Genomic DNA, 20,906 nt, shown 5'->3' with positions numbered 1-20,906 from the left:
GACTCCGATCCTGTCGACTACGCTGATCACCTCCGTCGCAAGCGAGAGTGGTATCAATCGCTGAGCGATGATGACTATCGTCGGATCTACGTCCAACCGCGGCGGTCGCGCTGTGTGGGGCGCAATCGAGCGCTTCTCGGAGGCACGAAAAAACGCCCCTACCGGAGCGGTTATAATCCTGAATGCAATGTCATCGGCGTTTTGTGGCTCTCGCTGTTGGAATCGAGGCCGATCATCTCGTCGTAGGGTGTCTCCTGCACGAGGAACAGCGGGACGTCCTCCAGGCCCCCAGCATCGATGAGCCATTTCCGAGCGTGACCCAATGACTGCGGGTGAAGAGGCACACCATTCTTATCCATCAGTACGTGCTTTTCCCCTTCGACGTAGGCGCAGTAAAGGAAAATGTCGCCCTCCAAGGATTCGACATGCAACTCCTCTACCCTGGATTCGTGGGCAAGCTGTACAAATTCTTCAAATGTCATGCTCGCTTCCTCTGCTATGCCTTCTTGATCTCAGTGTGCAGCTTGAGCACGCGGCTACCGTCTTCCTGCTTGATCAGATAGGCGGGGTTCTTCTCGCTGCCTTTTCGCGTGACCTCGCTGCCTTGCAGCTTTCGCGTCACCGTCTCTTGATACTTCCGGGTGATTTGGCCTTTCGCCCAGTTGTCACCCCACTTCCACTTGATCCACTCGCGCTGTTTGAAATCTGCCATGACTTAACTCCACCTTGTACACGAACATAACTCTTGTACAGGTTTTGAAATCGTGCCAGTATCAATTGGCCAGCACGGAACGCTGGCAGAAAGCCGGGAGGATTGAACCGGCACAAGGGCGTTACTCAGACATCGACTGGCCAGGATGGCCGGCAGAAGCAAGCCAAGGATGGCTACCATGAATCATGAGATCTCATGCCCCAGATGCGGGCACCACGAAGCAGCCTCAGACGATACCGCTCAAGACTGGGACGAAATAAATTGCCTGGCATGCGGTGAGTTTATTGGCACCCGTGACCATCAATCAGGCTTCGCCTCCCCGAACCACCGGATGTATACCCTGAGCAAATCGCTGGAACTCCTGATCACAATGGCTCGTGATGACGCGCGCAGCGGCGTCACCGCGGAAGCGGCGTAGTTACCGTCACTCGAATTTGCAATGTTCGTTCCCCATTATGCCGCTCTCCCCGAGCGGCTTTTTTATGCAAGCGAGAAAACTCTCTGAAGTGAAGTAACTGATTGTCGTCGCTCGACAAACAGCATGAACAGCTGATCGTTCGGTCGGCTTTCCAGCGACGTTCACGAGGCGCGTCAAGCGATCCGCGCGCACGCCGCCCAAGCGGCCCTCAAGCGTATGTGGCGCGATGGGTACCGATACATGAACGCCAGCGTCATGATACTAGACCTCGTCCAGAGTGACGCAATGCAGCCCGATATTTTCGATTCACCAGAGAGTGACGAAGAACGCGAGCGGTCGGCCAAGGCATCGGCGGGATGGATGAGCTGAACAAACGTATGGGGAGTGGCAAATTGCGCCTGGGCGGCACGAAGGGCAAAGCGGATTGGAAGCTGAAAGCCGAACTGCTGACGCAGCGCTATCCAACGAGGTGGGATGAACTGTCAGAGATAAAACTCTATTGATGCGCAGCGAAAAAGAGACCCCGGTTCAAGCAAGTCTCAAGTGCGCTGCTATCCCTGCAAACACTCCACGGCATCCTGCCGTGCATCCGTGTGATAACCGCTTCCTGCAGCTCCATCCTTGGTTCAGCGCCTTCCTAGCGCTGGCGCCACAGTGGACCGAACAGGTCGCAAATGAGTTGATCTAGGTTAAGTGATAGAAAATAGAGTTAGGACACAAAGGAAAGGCCGGCCGTCTCCAGCCGGGAACATCCACACCAAGCCTCCCGCAGCTTCCATTCTGCGCGTCCCTGGCTGCGTGTTAGATGTGTGGACCGCGCGTCGTCCATGACGCTGACATACTGTGGTCCAGTGGAGAGGTTTACGCCACAAAAAAACCCGGCCAAAAGGCCGGGCCAATACGCAGGTCCAAATCTATGGACTCGTGGCTAGTCTACAAGATCAGCCATCATCCCTTAGGACCAGTTTTCTAGTACTTTGAAAGCCTTAGGGAAAGAAATGGCACACAGTCATGTAGGAAACTGGCTTGAGCGGATTGATTAGCTGCGCGCTACGATCGTCTCCGGGCTTGTCGACTAAAGGACTCACCGGCCAGTGTCGGATCAGGCCGGCGTCGATATGCCGAGTGACGCCACGGATGGCGTCGCGCTCCGTGAATTCAGGATCCAGCCAAGGCTCGACCGAGTCATTATCCAGCGCCAGCGGCATCCGATCGTGAACCTCTTTAGCACTTCCCCGCGCTGGCTCGGTGATGATGGCCACACCAAGTGGCTTGTCCTCGCCAAGCTCGGTCCAAATGCCCGAAAGATATAGCGTCTGCTCATCAGATCGGGTGATGAAATGTGGCTGCTTGCGACCATCGACGGATAGCCACTCTTACCATCCATCTGCGGGAATGAGACACCGGTGACGCTTGAATGCCGGCGCGAAGTAACGCGAGGTGGCCACGGTTTCAGCTTTGGCGTTGATCGGCTGCGGCGCTGTAGCATTGGCCCACGCCGGCCGATATCCTCACCAGAGCTGCTCGATCGTGACGGGCGCGTCTTCGTCAGCGCGGCGCGCGACACTGATCAACGTGCCCGGCGGCACGTTGTACCGGGGCTCGGCGACAGCGAAGAGGTCGGGCTGGGCCACCGCCTCACCGAGCGCTGAGAAATCGAGTGAATGAAAAGCGAATCGTCCGCACATACTGACCAATGTAGACCAGTGTTAGAGAGATACAGTGATGCATAGAGAATTCGTCGAGTATGCCAGACTGACCCGGCGTTACCTAGAACGGCATCGCGGAATGATCGATCTACCTATGGTGTTTCAGTTTCCTAATGATTGCTGTGAAACGACCTCGATTCTGTTTGGGCTAGTCATCCTGAAAATAAATAAAGAAGCGGACATTCAGATAGTCAGATCAAAGCGGCATGATGGTAAACATGGGCGGCATATATGGATTGAGATTGACGGCTCGATATTCGATATTACAGCTGACCAATTTGGTTTGAGCTATCAGCCAATCTACGGAGAACCAACGATGCCTTTGTTGGAAATCTTCAAGGTCTACGAGAAAAAGACCATCATAGAAGCTACGGCCCTGAACGGATGGCTAGATAAGCTGCAAATTTTTGATGAGGTTGCAAACCAAATTATCAAGCTTAAGTAGCGAACCCATGCTCAGTGCAACACCACTTGCGCCGGTCGCTTCTCTCTACCGTTACTCCTCAATGGTACTCGGCGTACCGGCAACTTGGCTAATTAGGCGACAGCCCTAAAATTCAGAAACCCGGCCCTTTTCGGGCAGGCGCGATGCTCTTAGACTCTCGAAAAGCGTCGTATTTTTTGAGACGCCAGTCTAGTTACAAATGAATGAATAGGCACAAGGCGTTTTACAACGGTTTCTAGAGCGCATCGGACTGAAGGTGGACTCCACCATTCAGTGCCAGCGAAACGGCGATAGCAAATGACCTAGCCCAACTCAAAATACCAGTAGATTTTCCGTTCTTCATAGGCAACCTCCTTCTTTCGAGCTTTGCAGGTTTATTCGCTTCTACCTCCAGGGCAGTAACCACAATTTCGGTGAGAATCGAACTCACAGATAGACAAGCTTCTAACTCAACAGTACCGCTTTCGTAAGTTAGGCAGGCATCGCTATCACCTTCACTCCGATGCACTCTGAGACTTGTTTTACTACAAACCCTGTAACTCGTACAAGGCGTGCGTGAGTGGTGTCACACCCACGCCGGCCGCTCCTCTCTTTATCGATCGCCGGTTATTCCGCTTCGACCCATAGCTGCGCCTGGGCCTGGCCGGCCAGCGTCAGGGCTTCTTTCAATTCCGCCCTGGTGACTTGAATCACGGAGTTGTCTGCCAGCACCCAGCGGATCGTGTCGCCATCTTCTGCCATGGCCACGAAGCGAGCCATCTGGTTCTGGCTGGTTTCGTCGCCATCGAAGACGTTACCGGATTCGGTCGTCACCTTGATGCGAGCAACCCTGGCGGCGCGCTCGGCAACGAAAGCCGCGCGCCTGGCGGCGATCGCTCGGGCCGCGCAAGACTCTTCGATCAGGTTACGGAGCATCGAGCACGAATTGCGAAGGATTGCGCATGACGACGAGTCACATTCGGCTTTTCCATCGACGCCGGTTCGATAACTTAACCTGTATCAAGTCCATTTGGGGTGACCGAAGGTAGGCTTGTCCGGCCCACGGGATCGTCCTCCCAGGGCGCGTCGGACTCCGGTTCGGCGCTTTGTCTCGCCTCGCCCCCCTGCAGTCAGCTCCCCGCTAGAATGCATAATGCTTGCACCGCGTATGCCTGCTTTTCCGTTATGATGCGTAAAGTTTTGGCAATACGGATCGTTACAACGGCGCTATGGCAGATCTTTACTTACACGATTGGCGAGGCTGGACCCCGCATCGCGTAGCCGATGACGAGCCCCGACTCGACACGCGGGACAAACCAGACGGCACCGCCGTTCCGTCGATGTTGCGACGTCGTCTCAACCTGCTCGGGCGAGCGGTCTGCGACATGCTCGCGGCGATCGACCCCGATGCCGACAGCCTCGTCCTGCATGCCTCGCGCCATGGAGACGGCGAGCGCACGCTGGAGATGCTGTACGGCCTCGATGAAGGTGAGCCGTTGTCTCCGGCCCGCTTCGGTCTGTCGGTACACAACGCCACCGTGGGCGTCTATTCCATTGCCAGTGGCAACCGACGCAGCCAGCAGGCGATCGCCGCCAGTGGCGGAGAGTGGGCGGCACTGGTCGCGGAAACCCGTGGCTATCTTGCCGATCACCATTCGAGCCTCGTGGTCGTGTTCAGCGATCAACCGGTGCCAGAGCGATTTGCCGCTTACGCTCCCGAGTCGTTCTCCGCCGCCGTCGTCCTGCGCTTCGGCAGAGAACCCGCGGCAGGTGCCCGGCGTCTGACGGAAACGCCGTTGGCGCTCGACGGCCCGACCGTGCAGCCGCTCGATATCATCGACTGGTTGATGGACCGGCGTGAGCGTGTGACATGCCCGATCAGCCAGCGCGGTTGGCAATTCGCGGGCCTTCCGTCATGATCCGCGGCCCACGATGCAATATCCTCGAGTGGTGTCTCATTCCTACGTCATGAGATGCCGCTGCTGCCGGCCGACACCGGCACCGCGCCTGGTTCGAATTCAGGCGACAGTAATTGATAATGAATGAGTAATAGGGACGATCAAGACCAATGGCGACGACCGCGCTGGAACACGAACTCAAAGAGATGATCATCGAGACGCTGGAACTCGAAGACGTCACCCCTGATGACATCGATCCCGAAGAGCCGCTGTTCGTCGAAGGCCTGGGGCTCGACTCCATCGACGCGCTGGAGCTGGGGTTGGCGCTGCAGAAACGCTACGGCATCACGCTGGAATCCGAAGCGGAATCCTCGCGCCAGCATTTCGCCAATCTGAAAAGCTTGGCGTCTCTGGTCGAATCGCGTCGCCAGAAATGAACCCGGCGGTGTCAGCGTGATTCCGACAGCCTCTCTCAACGGCCCCAGGCGCCTGCTCTTGCTGGCGCTGGGCATCATCGGCCTGCTCTGGCCGCTGGTGGTCCACTTCCTCCTGCCGCATTACGGCGCCTGGCCGCTGCTGATCGGGCTGGCCGCCGTTGCCTGGTGGCGACTGCCGCCGTCTCAACGCCGCTGGGGCTGGCTCCTGCTGCCATTGCTCGTTCTGCTGATGGCAACCGGTCGCGCGGAACTCGGCCTGCGGCTGTGGCCGGTGGTCGTCAACCTGGGGCTGCTGCTGCTCTTTTCTCACGGCCTGCGCCATCCGCCCACATTGATCGAACGCTACGCCCGCCGACAGGAACCGGCTCTGCCGCCGCACGCCGTTCGCTATACCCGGCGCGTCACCCAGGCCTGGTGCGTCTTCTTCGTGATCAACGGCAGTATCGCCTTGGCCACTGCGATCTACGCCGATCTCGAGACCTGGGCCTGGTACAACGGCGGCATCGTCTACGGCCTGATGCTGGCCATGTTCGTCGGCGAATGGTGTATCCGTCAGCGCGTCAAGCGCCGGGCCGAAGCCGGTCTGGAAGAAGCCGGTCTGGAAGAAGCCGGTCTGGAAGAAGCCGGTCTGGACGACGAGCGCCAGAACGAGGATCTCGATGACGATGCTCGTCCGGCAAAGGTGTCCCATGACGTTTCGTGAGCTGAGCGAGCGACCCTGGCGCGAGCCCGCCCCGGCAACGCCCATCGCCTGGTTGCCACCGGAAAACGGCGGCCCGGCTCGCTGGCTGACCGTCGGAGAGTGGCACGGGCGCATTGGCGCGTGGCAGCAGCGGCTGGCCGGCACGCCCAACCCGAGCGGTCGCTGGCGACTCTACGAACCGGACCCGGTCGAGTTCAGTGCGGCGCTGGTTGCTATCTGGGAGCGTGGCGATCACGTCATCCTCCCTGCAGACAATCAGCCCGAAACGCTTCGAAACCTGAGCGACACGGGTATCGCGCTGGGTCAGATCGTACCGGCGTCGGGAAGCGAGAAAGCTGCGGCATCGGGAAGCGAAAAAAACGCGGCACGGCCGCTCGCCAGCCAGCCGCCGCAGTGGTCTACTCGACCGCTGCCCGAGATCGCCGTCTCGCTCTACACTTCCGGCTCCAGCGGCGAGCCACAGCGGCTGGACAAGCGCTTCGATCAGTTGGATGCCGAGCTGGCGACGCAGGCCTTGCTGTGGCCGTTGAAAGGTAATCTCGTCGTCAGCCAGGTCAGTCATCAGCATATCTACGGCTTGCTGTTCTCGATCCTGCGGCCGCTGTGCGAGGGCAGCCCCTTTTCGGCCCAACCCTGTCGCTACCCGGAAACCTTGCGTACCTGGCTGCAGAGCTGCCGGGACGAGGAGTTGCGGATGGTTCTCGTCAGTGCTCCACCGGCACTGTCACGTCTGCCGGAAACGCCGGACTGGGCACCGGTGAGCGGCGTGCTCGACACGATCTACAGCTCGGGCGCACCGCTATCGCGAGACGCCAGCGATCAGGTCGAAGCTTGTCTGGGAACGGCGGTCTACGAAGTCTATGGCAGCTCCGAGACCGGCGGCATCGGCTGGAGAGTGCAGCAGCGCGGTTCGACCTGGACCCCTTTTCCCGGCGTCGAGGTCGATCAGGATGCGGACAGTCGCCTGTGGCTGCGCTCGCGCCATCTGGAGTCGCCGGATCGATGGCAGCGCCAGGCCGACCTGATCGTGCTGACGGATGACGGATTCGAGCTGCTGGGCCGGACCGATCGCATCGTCAAGATCGGCGGCAAGCGCATCTCGCTGACCGCCATGGATCGCGCCCTGGCCCAACTGCCCGGCGTCGAGCGCGCGCAGACGCTGACCCTGCAGCGGCGGGATCTACGCCTGGCCGCGATCATCCAGCTGGCCCCGGAGGCGCTGCCTCACGATCACGCTCAACATCGCGAGATGGTAAAGCACCTGCGCCGGGCGTTGGCCGCGCACTTCGAGACGCCCGCCCTGCCCCGCTACTGGCGCTTCGTGAGTCACTGGCCTACCAATGCCCAGGGCAAGTTGAGCGCCGACATTCGCCAGCGCCTGTTTCAGGACCTGGACGACCGTCGTGCGCCACGCTGGCTGGGTGAATGCGCGCTGGAGGATGGCTGGCAGATCACGCTGGAAGTCCCCGAGCGCTGTGCTTATGTCGACGGCCACTTCGATGGCCATCCGGTACTCCCCGGTATGACGCTGGTGCACTGGGCCATGCAGCAGGCTCGCCGACTGTTCGCGCTGACCGCCGATTTTGCCGGCCTCGAGCGCTTGCGTTTTCCCCAGCCACTGCTGCCCGGCGACCGTTTCGTGCTGACGCTCCGCCTTCGCCAGGATGCCTCTCACCAGGGAGACGCAGGCGCGAGTCTGCGCCTCGAGTGCGATAGCCACCGCGGCAAGCATGTCACCGGTCGCGTCGCCCTGGTGAGCCGGCCAACGTTCGACAGCAAACCTTCGAGGGATGGCGCCCATGCCGAGTGACAACCCCGCCAACATTGCCGTACTGATTCCCGTCTACAACCATGCCGAAGCCATCCGGCAGACCGTGGATCGGCTTCGACGGCTACAGTTACCGATCATCCTCGTCGACGACGGCAGCGACGCGCACTGCGCCGCGGTGCTGGATACGCTTGCCGAGGCGGGCAACGTCGAGCTGGTCCGGCTGCCGATCAACCGTGGCAAGGGCGCCGCCGTGAGAGCGGGCCTGGCACGAGCCGCCGACCGCGGACTGAGCCATGCGCTCCAGGTGGATGCGGACGGCCAGCACGAAGCCGACGATCTGCCACCCTTCGTAGAGGGGGTCCGCGCCGACGACGAAACCCTGCGGATCGGCTATCCCCGCTTCGATGCCAGCGTGCCCCGACACCGCTTCTACTCTCGCTATATCACGCACTCCCTGGTTTGGCTGGCAACGCTATCGTTCGCGCTGCGCGATACCATGTGCGGAGTCAAGCTCTACCCGGTCGCGGCAGTCAACCGGCTGATCGCCGAGCATCCCTGTGGCAATCGCATGGAGTTCGACAGCGAACTGCCGGTGCGCTGGGTCTGGCAGGGCGGGCGTGTCAGCAATCTCCCCGTGCGGGTTCGCTATCCGACCGATGGCGTCTCCCATTTCAAGCTGTGGCGAGACAACGTACTCCTCGCCGCGATGCATTCGCGTCTGTTGCTCGGCATGCTCAGGCGCCTTCCCGATCTCTTGAACCGCCGCCAGGAACCCCTCTCATGACACCGGTCAGCAGCAATCCCAACCACTGGTCGAGAATCCGTGAAACCGGCACCGCCGGCGGCGTTCGCACGATGGTCTGGATCCGACGCAAGCTGGGCCGGCTACCGTTCCAGATCATGCTGGCGCTGGTGATCGTCTACTACTACATCGCCCATGGGCTGCACCGACGGGCATCGCATACCTACCTGACCCGGGTATGGCGTCATCTTCACGGCGAAGCGCCCCAGCATCTGACCTGGCTCAGCCTGCGCCACTTCCGCAGCTTCGGGCAGAGCCTGATGGACAAGATCGACGCCTGGAGCGGCATTCCGCCCGCGCTCAGTTTCGAAGGCGATACCCGCGAGCGATTCCGTCAGGCAGTGATGAGCGGACGCGGCGGCATCATGTTCGTTTCCCATGTCGGCAACATGGAAATCTGTACCGCCATGAGCGACATGCAGGACGACTTCCGCGCCACGCTGTTGATGCATACCCGTAACGCCAGCCAGTTCGATGAGGTACTGGCCCGCTCGACTCACCGGGAAAATCCGCCGGAAATCATCGAGGTCAGCGAAATCACGCCCTCGACCGCGATGAAGCTGGGTCAGCGAATTGCCGAAGGCGGCTTCGTGGTCATCGCCGCCGACCGCGTGCCGATCAGCGACAGCGGCCGCGCCCGTACCCTGCCGTTTCTGGGCCACCCGGCGCGCTTTCCCGAAGGCCCGTTCTGGCTGGCCAGCCTGCTGCGCTGCCCGGTCTACACCATCGGCTGCTTTCGCGAAGCGACCAGCTACCGGATCGATTTCGATCACTTCGACGACACCAGCGACCTGAGCCGTCGGGATCGTTCGGCGTGGATCGACAGCGCCATGCAGCGCTACGTCGACTGGCTCACTCGTCAGTGCGAGAAGACGCCGCTGCAGTGGTTCAACTTCTTCCCCTTCTGGCTGGACTGCGCCGACGCTCACGCCGGTGCCGACACTCACCATGACGCTTATCACCATGACGACCCCAAAGACGAGCGTTCGATCGGTTGACCCGGGCTGTTTCAGAAAGCCCCGATCACTCGCACGATGAGACACCACAAGGATTCGACCATGCCGCTTCATCGAGGGTTTATCACGCTTCTGCTGTTGCTGCTGCCGATGAGCGCCCAGGCTTTCGATCTGGAGGATCTGCAGCGCCAGCTCGCCGCCACGCCTTCCGTGGCCGGCCGCTTCGAACAGCAGCGCGAACTGGCGGATCTGGATAGTTCGCTGACAAGCCGGGGCACGTTCATTTTCGAGCGCGGCAAGCGGGTCGTCTGGCAGCTGGAGACGCCGGTCGAGGAGCGCATCGAACTGACCCCGGAGGCGATCACCAATGGCAGCGGCAAGGCCACGCCGCCGGGTGGCGAGCAGGTCGCCCAGCTGTTCCTGCAACTGCTGGAAGGCGACTGGCAGGCGCTGGAATCGCGCTTCACGCTGAAGCTCTCCGGTGACCGGGACGCCTGGCAGGTAGCGCTGACGCCGAAGGAGGCCGCGCTGCGCGAACGTATCGCCGACATCACCCTTCGCGGCGATCGCACCATCGACAATCTCGACATGCGCACGCCCGATGGCGATCGTCTCGAAGTCCGCCTGTTCGACCAACACCCGCTGAACGATTCATGAAGCCTGAGCGAATCACGAAGTCTGGGCGAATCATGAAGTCTGATCGATTCATCACGACCTTGGGCTATCGCCGGCTGGGCTGGCTCTGGCTCGTCGTATTGGCCTTCTGCGCCGTCTGGCTGGGCTGGATGCTGCGCCAGGGATTGCCCGCCGATACCGATCTGACCGCTCTGCTGCCCGCGGATCGCCAGGCGCCTTTGGTGGAGAAGGCGGATCGCGAACTGGGCCGCGGCTTCGAGAATCGCTTCCTGTTGCTGCTCGGCGACGACGATCGCGTCGCGACGACACAGGCACTGGGGCGATCGCTGCAGCAACTGGTCGATGATGGCCAGCTCGCCAGTATCGACTGGCGCGAGCTGGATCTGGCCGATGCCGATCCGCACGAGTGGATGGGACCATGGCGCTATCGCCTGCTGACGCCTCAATGGCAGCAGGCCATCGACACCGACGCTGGCAGCACGCTGGTCGACCCGGCGTTGCGCCAGCTGTTCTCGCCGACGGCGCGACCGGATCCCGTCGCCGACCCTTTCGGCCTGCTGGATGCCTGGCTCTCACGGCTGCCGCAGAGCCCGATCGGCCCCGCCGACGGCCTGCTGACGCTGGACCGGAGCCATCAGCCCGACAGCCAGAAGTGGAGCGTGCTGATCGGCGAGCTCAAAGGCTCGCCCTACGATCTGCCGATGCAGACGGCGCTGCACACTACGCTCGAGCAGTTTCAGCAGCAGCATCCCGATGCCGAGCTGCTGCGCTCGGGCCTGGTCTTTCACGCTGCGGCCGGCGCCCGCCAGGCCAAGCACGAGATGTCCACGATCGGCGCGGCGTCGCTGCTCGGCGTGCTGTTGATCATCGGGTTCGTGTTTCGCTCGCCCCGTGTACTGCTGCAATTGATGGTACCGCTGCTGGCGGGTTCGCTGTTCGCGCTGACCCTGACCCTAGGCATCTTCGGCCGCCTGCATCTACTGACCCTGGCCTTTGGCGCCAGCCTGATCGGTATCGCCATCGACTACGTGCTGCATCTGCAGTGCGATCGCGCCATCGAAGGCCGAGGTTTCAGGCTGCGCCGGCTGTTGCCGAGCCTCACGTTGGGGCTGATCTCGAGTGTCATCGCCTACGTGGCTCAGGCGCTGACGCCGATGCCCGGCTTACGCCAGATGGCCGCTTTCGCCGCTTTCGGGCTGATCGGCGCCTGGCTCACCGTGGTGCTGTGGCTGCCGCGCTTTACGCTTCACGCCAGCCCCTTCACCGCCCGCCTGGCGACGGGCTGGTGGCGACTGTGTCAGCCCCGCTGGAGACTGTCGCCGTGGCTCGCCCTGGCCGGCGCCGTCGTGCTGATCGTCGTCTGTGCCCTGCGCCTGACCAGCGACGACAGCCTGGCGCTGCTCAACCCCTCGCCCGCGGCGCTGATGCAGGACGAGGCGCGCGTCCAGCAACTGCTCGATCGCGATACCGGCAGCCGCTATTTCCTGGTTCAGGCCGAAGATACCCAGGCGCTGCTGGCCCGGCTCGATGTACTGGATAGTGCTCTGGACAAGGCCATCGGCGAAGGGCTCGAGATCGACTACCAGTCGCTGGCAGGCTCCGTGCCAACGGCCGCCGAGCAGCAGGCCAATCTGGCGCGGGTGCGCAAGCTCTATGGCGCTCCGCTTGACGAACTCATCCAGCGTGCCGGGCTGCCGGCCGAGATCGCCGAGAAAGCCCGAGCCCAGCTCGAGAAATCGCCGATGCTGACGCTGGCGAATTGGCTCGAGACGCCGCTGGGTTCGCTCCAGCAGCGGCTATGGCTGGGCGAAACGAACGATGGCGGTGTCGCCGCGACGGTCGTCGTGTCCGGCGCCAGAAACGCCGATGTCGATAGGACGCTACGCGCGCTGGCCGAATCGCAGACCCACCAGGGAGCCACAGTCGAATACGTGGACCGGGTCAGCCGAATCGGCAGCCTGCTCGGCGAACTGCGGCGGCATACGGCAATGTGGGTGGCGCTCGCCATGGTGCTGATGACACTGGCACTGGTGGCGAGATACCGACGCCGCGCCTGGCGCGTCATCGTACCGCCTTTCGGCGCCACGCTGATCGTGTTGACGGCGTTCGCCGTGACCGGCGTTCCGCTCAACATCTTCAATCAACTGGGTCTGCTGCTGGTATTGGGAATCGGCCTCGATGCCGGTATCTTCAACGTGGAACACGCCAGGCGGCCGTCGGCCTGGCTGGCAATCACGCTGTCGACGCTGACCAGCCTGCTGGCGTTCGGGATGCTCGCCTTCAGCGCCACGCCGGCACTGCACTATCTGGGATTGACGTGCCTGATCGGTCTGGCGAGCGTCTGGGCGCTGGTCCCCTGGGTACGGCCGGCCGATGATGCGTATCCGACGCACGATTCTCCAAATCCGTCCTCACGGGAGATTGAGCATGGTTGGGGGTGAACATGACTGGGGTTGAGCATGATTGAAGTCGAGAAGGCTGAAGCCGACCACGACGTGATCGTCATTGGTGCTGGCCCGGCCGGCGCCACGGCCGCGGCAATGCTGGCCGCCCGAGGCCGGCGCGTGCTGGTGGTCGAACGTAGCCATTTTCCGCGCTTCTCCATCGGCGAGAGTCTGCTGCCGCAATGCATGAGCCATCTCGATGAGGCGGGTCTGCTGGATGGCGTGATCGCCGCGGGCTACCAGCCCAAGAACGGCGCCGCGTTTACCCGCGCCGGCAAGGAGACGGCGATCGATTTCCGCGACAAATCCACGCCGGGCTGGGGCACCACATTCCAGGTCGAGCGCAGCGACTTCGATCAGCGCCTGATCGAGGGGGCCCGCGCCCAGGGAGCGAGCGTCGAATTCGGCGTCACCGTCACCGCCTTCCGCGCCGACGACAGGCATCCCCAGATAGATGTCACCGATGAGGCGGGCCATTCGCGCACCTTGACGGCGCGCTTCGTGCTCGACGCCAGCGGTTATGGCCGCGTACTGGCCCGACTCGAGCGCCTCGAACGCGATGCGCGACAGGATCCGCGCACGGCGCTGTTCACACACGTCGAAGGCTGCCCCACCGAACCGAGCCACGATCGCGACAAGATCCTGATTGGCGTCCATCCCGACGACGCCGGCATCTGGTACTGGCTGATCCCGTTTCGCGATCAGCGCGCCTCGGTGGGCGTAGTAGGCGAGACGGAACGCATCAACGCTCATGGCGAGACTCCCGAAGCGCGCTTCCGCGCGCTGATCGACGTCGAGCCGCGTTTCCGCCAGCTGCTCGAAGGCGCCACCACCACCCGGCCCATCGGCGAACTCCGCGGCTATTCCGCCGACGTGACGCGCCTGCATGGCCCCGGCTACGCGCTGCTGGGCAACGCCGGCGAATTTCTGGACCCGGTGTTCTCCTCCGGCGTGACCATCGCCCTGCGCTCGGCCAGCCTCGCCGCACCGCTGGTCGACCGTCGGCTGGCCGGCGAGACGATCGACTGGCACAGCGAGTTCGAAAGCCCCCTGCGTGAAGGTATCGAGACGTTCCGCGCCTTCGTCGATGCCTGGTACGACGGCCGCCTGCAGACGATCATCTTTCACGCCGATGCGCCTCGGGAGATCAAGGCCCGCATCAGCGCCATCCTGGCCGGCTACGCCTGGGATCGCAGCAATCCCTATGCCAGTGCCTCCCGGCGCCATCTCGACACGCTGGCCGCCATCTGCGAGATACGAGCCGCTGCCGCGACGGAACAGACCGGTATCGATACGTCCACGGAGACCCGGCCATGAATCGCGTCGTGCGATCGCCAGGGACGCCGTGTCTGGCCCCGGTACTGATACTGGTACTGATGCTGTTACTGAGCGCCTGCAGCCTGACGCCGCCGGTATCGCCAACGCCCCCGCTGGCCGCCGCGACCACGGCCGACACGTTGAAAAGCCAACTGACCTTCCAGCCGGACGACGGTGAAGCCCGCACGCTGATCGCGTTCATCCGGATCACCCCCGAGCAGCTGCGTGCGGTGCTGGTCACGCCCTACGGCCAGCGCCTGACCACGCTGGTGCGCGATACCAAGGGCGCCCGATTCGAGGCCGGCGACGCGCCGGGCGAGTCTCCGCTGCCGATTCCGCCGCAGTGGCTGGCATCCCGTCTCGAATGGAGTCTGTGGCCGCTGAAGGCGTTGCGCCGATCTTTCGAGGGGAGCGCCTGGCAGGTCGTCGACAGCACCACGGACCGCGCCATTACCTATCGCGGCGAGCTGGCTGCGCGTATCACCCCGGTACCCGATCGCGAACACCCCACGACGCTGACCCTGGATGATCGCCAGGGCGGCTACCAGCTGACGATTGCGCCGATGCAGGGGGATGGTGACAGCAACGACGAGCCACAGAACGACGAACAGGAGAACGCCCAGCCATGAGTGCCGCCTTCGATTGCCGTCTTTCCCGGCCAGGCATCGTCTGCTCGCTGGGTGACGATCTCGAGACGATCGGCCGAGCGCTGTTCACGGGTGAGCGGGGGCTGACGATCAGCGATGCCTTCACCCCGGGCCGCCCGCTGCCGCTGGGCCAGGTCGAGGGACAACTCCCCGACGACAGCCAGTGGCCGCAAGATCATCGCAGTCGCAACAACCGGCTGCTGGCATTGGCGCTGGCACGCCTCGACGGTCAGGTCGAGCGCCTGCTGGCGACGGTGGCGAGAGACCGGATCGGCGTGGTCATCGGCACCAGCACCTCGGGGATCGGCGAAACCGAACGGGCAATTGCCGCCAGCAGCCGAGATGCGCCGCTACCCGAGGACTTCGCCTATGCGCGCCAGGAATTGGGGGCGCCGGCGCGCTTCCTCGCCGAACGGCTGGGGATCACCGGCCCCTGCTACGCCCTCTCCACGGCCTGCAGTTCGAGTGCCAGAGCGTTGGCCAGCGCCCGGCGCCTGCTCAAGAGCGGCCAGTGCGACGCGGTAATCGCCGGCGGCGCGGACAGCCTGTGCCGATTGACCGTCAACGGCTTTCTGAGCCTGGAAGCCGTCAGCGCCGAGCCCTGCCTGCCTTTTTCCCGTCACCGCGACGGGATCAATCTGGGCGAGGCGGCTGCGCTATTCGTGGTCACGCCGGAAGCCGGCGGCATTCAGCTGGCCGGTGTCGGCGAAAGCGTCGATGCCCACCATATCTCGGCGCCACGCCCGGATGGCAGCGGTGCCGCAGACGCCATGCGCCAGGCACTTGCAATGGCCGGGCGCGATCCGGCGGAGATCGATTATCTCAATCTGCACGGCACTGGCACGCGGCTCAACGACAGCATGGAAGCCGCGGCCGTGGCGACGCTCTTTCCCACGCCGCCCGCCTGCAGTTCGACCAAGGCCCTGACCGGCCACACGCTGGGCGCGGCCGGCGCGCTGGAGGCGGCATTCTGCTGGCTGGCACTCGAACAGGGGCGATTGCCGAAGCACGTCTTCGACGGTGAATACGATCCGGAGCTTCCCGCCTTGCCACTGGTAACAACCAACTCGGCGCCAGCACAGCGGCCACGACATGCGCTGAGCAACAGCTTTGCCTTCGGCGGCAACAACGCCAGCCTGCTGCTGACCCGGGCCGACTGACGCGCCAGCTCGCCCCGCCAAGAGACACGCAAAAGACACGCAAGAAACAATGGAATCCCCTTGACTGCATTCGACCCGGTTTCCCTGCCCTGCCCCATCGCGCCGCTGATTCCTCATGCCCGGGGCATGTGTCTGCTGACGCGCCTCATCGAGGTCGATGACGAGGGCGGCGTTGCCGAAACGACGGCCCGGCGCGACGATCTGTTCGCCGAAGCCGACGGGATTCCGGCCTGGGTCGGCGTCGAGTGGCTGGCCCAGACCGTTGCCGCCTGGGCCGGCTTCCGCGCCGCAGCATTGGGCGAGTCACCGGCACCCGGGTTGCTGCTCGGGGCCAAACGCTATCACGCTCGCGTTCCCGTCTTTACCTTCGATCAGCGAATCCGGATCGCCGTGACCGTCGAATTCGTCGCCGACAACGGCGTGACTCAAATCAGCGGCAAGCTGTACCCGGCGGAAGAGGCCGAGGCGCCGCTGGCCCAGGGCAGCCTGACGCTCTATCGGCCGGATTCGATGCCGACGCTGAACGGCGTCTGATCGCCTTGATTTCATCATCCGTAGCTCTGTACCGAGGCACCATGGAAAAACGATATTCCGAGACAATTCTGGTCACCGGGGCCAATCGCGGCATCGGCGAAGCGATCGCCAAACGGCTGGCGGGGGACGGTTACGACCTGGTGCTGCACTGCCGGCGACCCGGAGAAGACATCGACTCGGTCAAGGCCGCGGTGGAAGCCGAAGGACGCCAGGCACGCGTCGTCCACTTCGACGTGACCGCACGAGAGACGGTCAAGACGGTACTGGAAGCGGATATCGCCGAGCACGGTTGCTACTACGGCGTGGTCTGCAACGCCGGTATCACCGCGGACAAGCCCTTTCCGGCACTGACGGGAGAGGATTGGGACAGCGTCCTCCGGACCAACCTGGACGGTTTCTACAACGTGCTGCATCCGCTCATCATGCCGATGATCCAGCGCCGCCAGCCTGGCCGGATCGTCACGCTCTCATCGATGTCGGGCATGATCGGCAATCGCGGTCAGGTCAACTACAGCGCGGCCAAAGCCGGGATCATCGGCGCCACCAAGGCGCTGGCCGTCGAGCTGGCCAAACGCAAGATCACGGTCAACTGCGTTGCACCGGGCTGGATCGAGACGCGGATGACCGACGAGCTTCCGCGTGACGAGGTTCGCAAGCTGATCCCCATGCAGCGTGTCGGAAAAGCCGAAGAGGTCGCCGGCACCGTGAGCTTTCTGTGTTCAAGGGACGCGGCCTGCATCACGCGTCAGGTGATCGCGGTGAATGGCGGCATGATCTAAGAGGATGTTTACAAAAGGGCTGCGATCGGCGATACGGCGTTAAAATCGGTTTCACAATGCTCATTTACCCCTCGTAAACGGCGCTTGATCAGCCGATTTCGCCTTGCCTCGCCGTCGCTCGCCTGTTTTGTATTCACCCTCTAAGCGCCTGCTGGCTATCCATTTTAGAGAACGCTCAAGAACAGCGTTGCAGCGCCGATAAAGCGCCATGGCGACAACGCCTTCTCTTGATTGGATATCAGCATGAAATCCGGCATTTCCATCGCCCTGATCATCATCGTGCTGCTGGCGCTGGCCGCCGGTGGCGTGCTGGCCAGCGACCTTGGCTGGCCGCTGCCGGCCGACGCGCTGGCACCACTGGGCGTCTACCTGTTGACGCTGGTCCTGGCGGGTTGGTTGTGCGTGCAGCTGGTGGTGCTGGTCAGAGGGCTCATGCGTCAGCAGCAGGCGCTGATCGAGAGCCAGGATGCGGTACGCCGCCAGTTGGAATCTGCCGAACTGTCTCAACTGATGGGCCAGTTCGTGCAGCACGCCGAAGCGCTATTGGACAAGGAGAGCCTCGATCCCAACAAGCGCAGCGTGATGCGCTGCCTGGCGATCGATGCCATGCGCGGCAACAGCGGCCGCGGGGATGTCAATTACTCCCGCCTGGCGCAGCTGTTCGAGTGGCTGGATGCCGAGGCACAGCGCCACGAAGACGATGCCCACCGTCTGCAACTGATGCTGCCGACGCTCATGCAGTACGCCGAGATCGCCTGGCAGCTGTGCCAGATTGGCGAAAGCCAATCTGAGCGGTTGTCGCGCTTTCTGCAACATCGGCCGGCAGCGCCATCCCGCGACGACGGCTGAACCAGACGGCCGAGCCAGACGACCGAGCCAACGGCACCCGGTTCGACTGGCGTCCTCTGGCTCTCGACATCACGACGACATCGGCGCGGCGCGACATCCGATCAATACGCGTGTCGTGCCGCGCCGTGTCTTTCAGCGCATGTCGTTCAGCGCATGTCTTTCAGCGCAGTATCAGCGTCGCCGTCCGAGCGTGTCGGAGCATCGCTGTGGTGGTGCTGCCAACCAGCAGATGGCGAATGCGCGAATGGCCGTAGGCGCCCATGATCATCAGGTCGATCTGCTGACGATCGGCGTAGTCGGCGAGCACCTCGTCGACATCACCGGCGAGAATCGTGCCCTGGGCGTCGACCTGCCCCTGACGCAGTCGATCCAGCGCCCACTGGAGCTGGGCGCGCCGATCGTCGGTACCGGCGCCGATCATGACCACATGACAGACCAGCCCGTTGAGCAACGGGCTCTCGGCGATCATCTCCACGCCTTTGCGGGTCGTCTGGCCGCCATCGAAGGCCAGCAGCAATCGGGATGGCGGCTGGAATTCTGGCGGGGTCACCAGAATCGGCGTGTGCAGCGTGCGCACGACCCGTTCGAGGTTACTGCCCAGATGCTCGAGAGCTTCGTCCGCCGACTCGCCGCGCTTGCCCAGCACCACCAGCCGGGTCTGAGGCTCGCGCTCGGCCAGCGACTCGATCAGTTCCCCGTGCCGCAAGGCGGTCGAGACCTTGGCGCTCGGGGCCAGGCGCTCGGCTTGACCTCGCACGGCTTCCAGCAGTTCACGACCGTGCTGCTGCGCAATCTTGGCTCGCTGCTCGTCGAGTTCGGTCAACTGTTCGCGCAGATGTTCACGACTCCCCAGACCGATCTGTCCGCTGGCGTCGGCGGCGCCCAGACACGGCGCCTTGCTCAACACGTGCATCAGTTCGATCGGCGCGCCGATCCGTTCGGCGGCCCACGACGCCGCGGCGCAGACCGCGAACGCGTGGTGCGAGTCGTCAATGCAGGCCAGGACCTGACGTCCACTCATGGGTTTCTCCTTTCAGTCGTTCTTGATTGATGGTCCAGAGTGTCGGGCCGACTTAATGGCCCATGAGTTTTTCCACGGCGTCCGGCTTGTCATGCACCCCGAAACGATCGACCAGGGTGGCACTGGCCTGATTCATGCCCACCACTTCGACATCGGTGCCCTCGCGACGGAACTTGACCACCACGTTGTCCAGCGCTTCGACCGCAGTGATATCCCAGAAGTGAGCACGGGAGACATCGATCGTCACGCTTTCGATGGCTTCCTTGAAATCGAACCCGGCATTGAACCGGGTGGACGAGGCGAAGAAGACCTGGCCGACAACCTCATAGTTGCGCGTCTTGCCATCGTCGTCCATGCGACTCCCGATGTAGAGAACCTGCCCGACCTTGTTGGCAAAGAACAGCGACGCCAGCAGCACGCCGACCCCGACGCCAATGGCCAGGTTATGGGTCGTCACCACGACGATCACCGTGGCGAGCATGACGATGTTGGTCGACATCGGATGCCGACGGAGGTTGACGATGGATTCCCAGCTGAATGTGCCGATCGAGACCATGATCATCACCGCGACCAGCGCGGCCATGGGTATCTGCGACACCCAGTCACCCAGGAAGACCACCAGGATCAGCAGGAACGCGCCGGCGATCAGAGTGGATAGACGCGTACGACCGCCGGATTTCACGTTGATCACCGACTGACCGATCATCGCGCAGCCGGCCATGCCGCCGAGCAGGCCGGAGAAGATGTTGGCGACGCCCTGCCCCTTGCACTCGCGATTCTTGTCGCTCGAGGTATCGGTCAATTCGTCGACGATCGTCGCCGTCATCATCGACTCGAGCAGACCCACGACGGCAATACCCAGCGAATACGGAAGGATGATCATCAGGGTGTCGAGATTGAGCGGCACGTCGGGCCACAGGAAGACCGGCAGGGAATCGGGCAGTTCGCCCATGTCGCCCACGGTGCGAATGTCCATGCCGCTGACCATGTAGACGATCGTCAGCACCACGATGCAGACCAGCGGTGACGGCAGCATCTTGCCGATGACCGGCAGGTACGGGAACAGATAGATGATGCCGAGCCCGGCGGCGGTCATCGCATAGACGTGCCAGGTGACGTTGGTCAGTTCCGGCAGTTGGGCCATGAAGATCAGAATCGCCAGCGCGTTGACGAACCCGGTGACCACCGAGCGCGACACGAAGCGCATCAGCTCGCCCAGGCGCAAGTAACCGAACCCGATCTGGATCACCCCGGTCAACAGCGTCGCTGCCAGCAGGTATTCGAGGCCGTGGTCGCGCACCAGGGTCACCATCAGCAGCGCCGTGGCGCCTGTCGCCGCCGAGATCATCCCTGGCCGGCCGCCGGTGAACGCAATTACCACCGCGATCGAGAACGACGCGTAGAGACCGATCTTGGGGTCGACACCGGCGATGATCGAAAAGGCGATCGCCTCCGGAATCAGCGCCATCGCGACGACGGCACCGGCCAGCACGTCGGCACGGACGTTGGATAACCAGTGTCTTTTTATCATTTCGAACATGGGCAGTTCCCTGTCATAGGCCGCGATGGTCCGCCAGCGACGTTACCCATCCGCTCGATCGAATAAAGCGAAATGGTCACCTGTCATCGCGCCGAAGGTCAGCGGAGCGACGATACAGAGTGCAGTCGATGAACGGCCACGCAGTCGCG

The 20,906-nt window shown here is 62.8% G+C and carries 22 protein-coding genes and 1 pseudogene; 17 read left to right on the top strand and 6 right to left on the bottom strand.

The annotated features are described in order from the left end of the window. Positions 1-170: 170 nt before the first annotated feature. A complete protein-coding gene (locus BTW08_RS13340; protein WP_075563020.1) occupies positions 171-482 on the bottom strand; it encodes a DUF6482 family protein in 312 nt (103 codons plus the stop codon). Between the two features lie 14 nt (positions 483-496). After that, a complete protein-coding gene (locus BTW08_RS13335; RefSeq protein ID WP_075563019.1) occupies positions 497-712 on the bottom strand; it encodes a DUF2945 domain-containing protein in 216 nt (71 codons plus the stop codon). Between the two features lie 178 nt (positions 713-890). Here BTW08_RS13335 and BTW08_RS18995 point away from each other — a divergent pair, with 178 nt between their 5' ends. Beyond that, entirely contained in the window at positions 891-1,130 is a 240-nt protein-coding gene (locus BTW08_RS18995; RefSeq protein WP_139313656.1) for a hypothetical protein, read from the top strand. A gap of 356 nt (positions 1,131-1,486) precedes the next feature. Next, positions 1,487-1,633 (top strand): DUF4113 domain-containing protein, encoded by a 147-nt coding sequence (locus BTW08_RS13330; RefSeq protein WP_083627867.1) that lies wholly within the window; start codon positions 1,487-1,489, stop codon positions 1,631-1,633. 483 nt (positions 1,634-2,116) lie between these two features. Here the strand turns inward: BTW08_RS13330 and BTW08_RS18990 are convergent. Continuing rightward, positions 2,117-2,629: pseudogene (locus BTW08_RS18990) on the bottom strand (SOS response-associated peptidase); the annotation flags it as partial. Positions 2,630-2,852: 223 nt separating this feature from the next. Here BTW08_RS18990 and BTW08_RS13320 point away from each other — a divergent pair. Beyond that, entirely contained in the window at positions 2,853-3,284 is a 432-nt protein-coding gene (locus BTW08_RS13320; protein ID WP_139313654.1) for a hypothetical protein, read from the top strand. Positions 3,285-3,890: 606 nt separating this feature from the next. Here the strand turns inward: BTW08_RS13320 and BTW08_RS13315 are convergent. Further along, a complete protein-coding gene (locus BTW08_RS13315) occupies positions 3,891-4,199 on the bottom strand; it encodes a hypothetical protein (RefSeq protein WP_075563017.1) in 309 nt (102 codons plus the stop codon). A 293-nt stretch (positions 4,200-4,492) separates the two neighbouring features. On the opposite strand from BTW08_RS13315, the gene BTW08_RS13310 reads away from it, so the two are divergent. The 14 genes from BTW08_RS13310 to BTW08_RS13245 all read left to right on the top strand — a co-directional run bounded on the left by BTW08_RS13310 (position 4,493) and on the right by BTW08_RS13245 (position 18,196). Then, a complete protein-coding gene (locus BTW08_RS13310) occupies positions 4,493-5,182 on the top strand; it encodes a beta-ketoacyl synthase chain length factor (RefSeq protein WP_075563016.1) in 690 nt (229 codons plus the stop codon). A 149-nt stretch (positions 5,183-5,331) separates the two neighbouring features. Beyond that, on the top strand, positions 5,332-5,598 hold the full coding sequence (locus BTW08_RS13305; RefSeq protein WP_075563015.1) for a phosphopantetheine-binding protein: 267 nt from the start codon (positions 5,332-5,334) through the stop codon (positions 5,596-5,598). 16 nt (positions 5,599-5,614) lie between these two features. After that, positions 5,615-6,301: a hypothetical protein gene (locus BTW08_RS13300; protein WP_210403250.1), complete on the top strand. Its 687-nt coding sequence runs from the start codon at positions 5,615-5,617 to the stop codon at positions 6,299-6,301. Next, complete coding sequence (locus BTW08_RS13295) at positions 6,288-8,111, top strand: AMP-binding protein (RefSeq protein WP_075563013.1); 1,824 nt, start codon at positions 6,288-6,290, stop codon at positions 8,109-8,111. Before BTW08_RS13300 ends, BTW08_RS13295 begins: the two co-directional genes overlap by 14 nt. Next, positions 8,101-8,856 (top strand): glycosyltransferase family 2 protein, encoded by a 756-nt coding sequence (locus tag BTW08_RS13290; protein WP_075563012.1) that lies wholly within the window; start codon positions 8,101-8,103, stop codon positions 8,854-8,856. Before BTW08_RS13295 ends, BTW08_RS13290 begins: the two co-directional genes overlap by 11 nt. Next, positions 8,853-9,872, top strand: coding sequence for a glycosyl transferase (locus BTW08_RS13285; protein ID WP_075563011.1), 1,020 nt, complete (start codon positions 8,853-8,855; stop codon positions 9,870-9,872). The genes BTW08_RS13290 and BTW08_RS13285 overlap by 4 nt, the downstream gene beginning before the upstream one ends. A gap of 60 nt (positions 9,873-9,932) precedes the next feature. Continuing rightward, entirely contained in the window at positions 9,933-10,487 is a 555-nt protein-coding gene (locus tag BTW08_RS13280; protein ID WP_075563010.1) for an outer membrane lipoprotein carrier protein LolA, read from the top strand. 32 nt (positions 10,488-10,519) lie between these two features. Next, positions 10,520-12,907 (top strand): hypothetical protein, encoded by a 2,388-nt coding sequence (locus tag BTW08_RS13275; protein ID WP_075563009.1) that lies wholly within the window; start codon positions 10,520-10,522, stop codon positions 12,905-12,907. Positions 12,908-12,925: 18 nt separating this feature from the next. Beyond that, the gene (locus tag BTW08_RS13270) at positions 12,926-14,227 is read left to right on the top strand and encodes an NAD(P)/FAD-dependent oxidoreductase (RefSeq protein ID WP_075563008.1); all 1,302 of its coding nucleotides are present in this window, start codon (positions 12,926-12,928) and stop codon (positions 14,225-14,227) included. Beyond that, entirely contained in the window at positions 14,224-14,856 is a 633-nt protein-coding gene (locus BTW08_RS13265) for a DUF3261 domain-containing protein (RefSeq protein ID WP_075563007.1), read from the top strand. The genes BTW08_RS13270 and BTW08_RS13265 overlap by 4 nt, the downstream gene beginning before the upstream one ends. Next, positions 14,853-16,034, top strand: a complete 1,182-nt coding sequence (locus tag BTW08_RS13260; RefSeq protein ID WP_075563006.1) for a beta-ketoacyl-ACP synthase — start codon at positions 14,853-14,855, stop codon at positions 16,032-16,034. The genes BTW08_RS13265 and BTW08_RS13260 overlap by 4 nt, the downstream gene beginning before the upstream one ends. A gap of 60 nt (positions 16,035-16,094) precedes the next feature. Further along, positions 16,095-16,568, top strand: a complete 474-nt coding sequence (locus BTW08_RS13255; protein WP_075563005.1) for a hypothetical protein — start codon at positions 16,095-16,097, stop codon at positions 16,566-16,568. Between the two features lie 41 nt (positions 16,569-16,609). Next, complete coding sequence (gene fabG / locus BTW08_RS13250) at positions 16,610-17,347, top strand: 3-oxoacyl-ACP reductase FabG (protein ID WP_075563004.1); 738 nt, start codon at positions 16,610-16,612, stop codon at positions 17,345-17,347. Between the two features lie 243 nt (positions 17,348-17,590). Further along, the gene (locus BTW08_RS13245) at positions 17,591-18,196 is read left to right on the top strand and encodes a hypothetical protein (RefSeq protein ID WP_075563003.1); all 606 of its coding nucleotides are present in this window, start codon (positions 17,591-17,593) and stop codon (positions 18,194-18,196) included. Positions 18,197-18,356: 160 nt separating this feature from the next. Here the strand turns inward: BTW08_RS13245 and BTW08_RS13240 are convergent, their stop codons facing one another. Then, positions 18,357-19,217, bottom strand: coding sequence for a universal stress protein (locus BTW08_RS13240; RefSeq protein ID WP_075563002.1), 861 nt, complete (start codon positions 19,215-19,217; stop codon positions 18,357-18,359). Between the two features lie 52 nt (positions 19,218-19,269). Further along, positions 19,270-20,757 carry a SulP family inorganic anion transporter gene (locus BTW08_RS13235; RefSeq protein WP_075563001.1) on the bottom strand — a complete coding sequence of 496 codons (1,488 nt, stop codon included), beginning with the start codon at positions 20,755-20,757 and terminating at the stop codon, positions 19,270-19,272. Between the last annotated feature and the right edge of the window lie 149 nt (positions 20,758-20,906).

The sequence above is a fragment of the Salinicola sp. MH3R3-1 genome (assembly GCF_001937155.1).
In the GTDB taxonomy this organism is placed as follows: domain Bacteria; phylum Pseudomonadota; class Gammaproteobacteria; order Pseudomonadales; family Halomonadaceae; genus Salinicola; species Salinicola halophyticus.
Note: the sequence above shows the minus strand (reverse complement) of the source record. Positions and strands in the feature narration are given on the sequence as shown.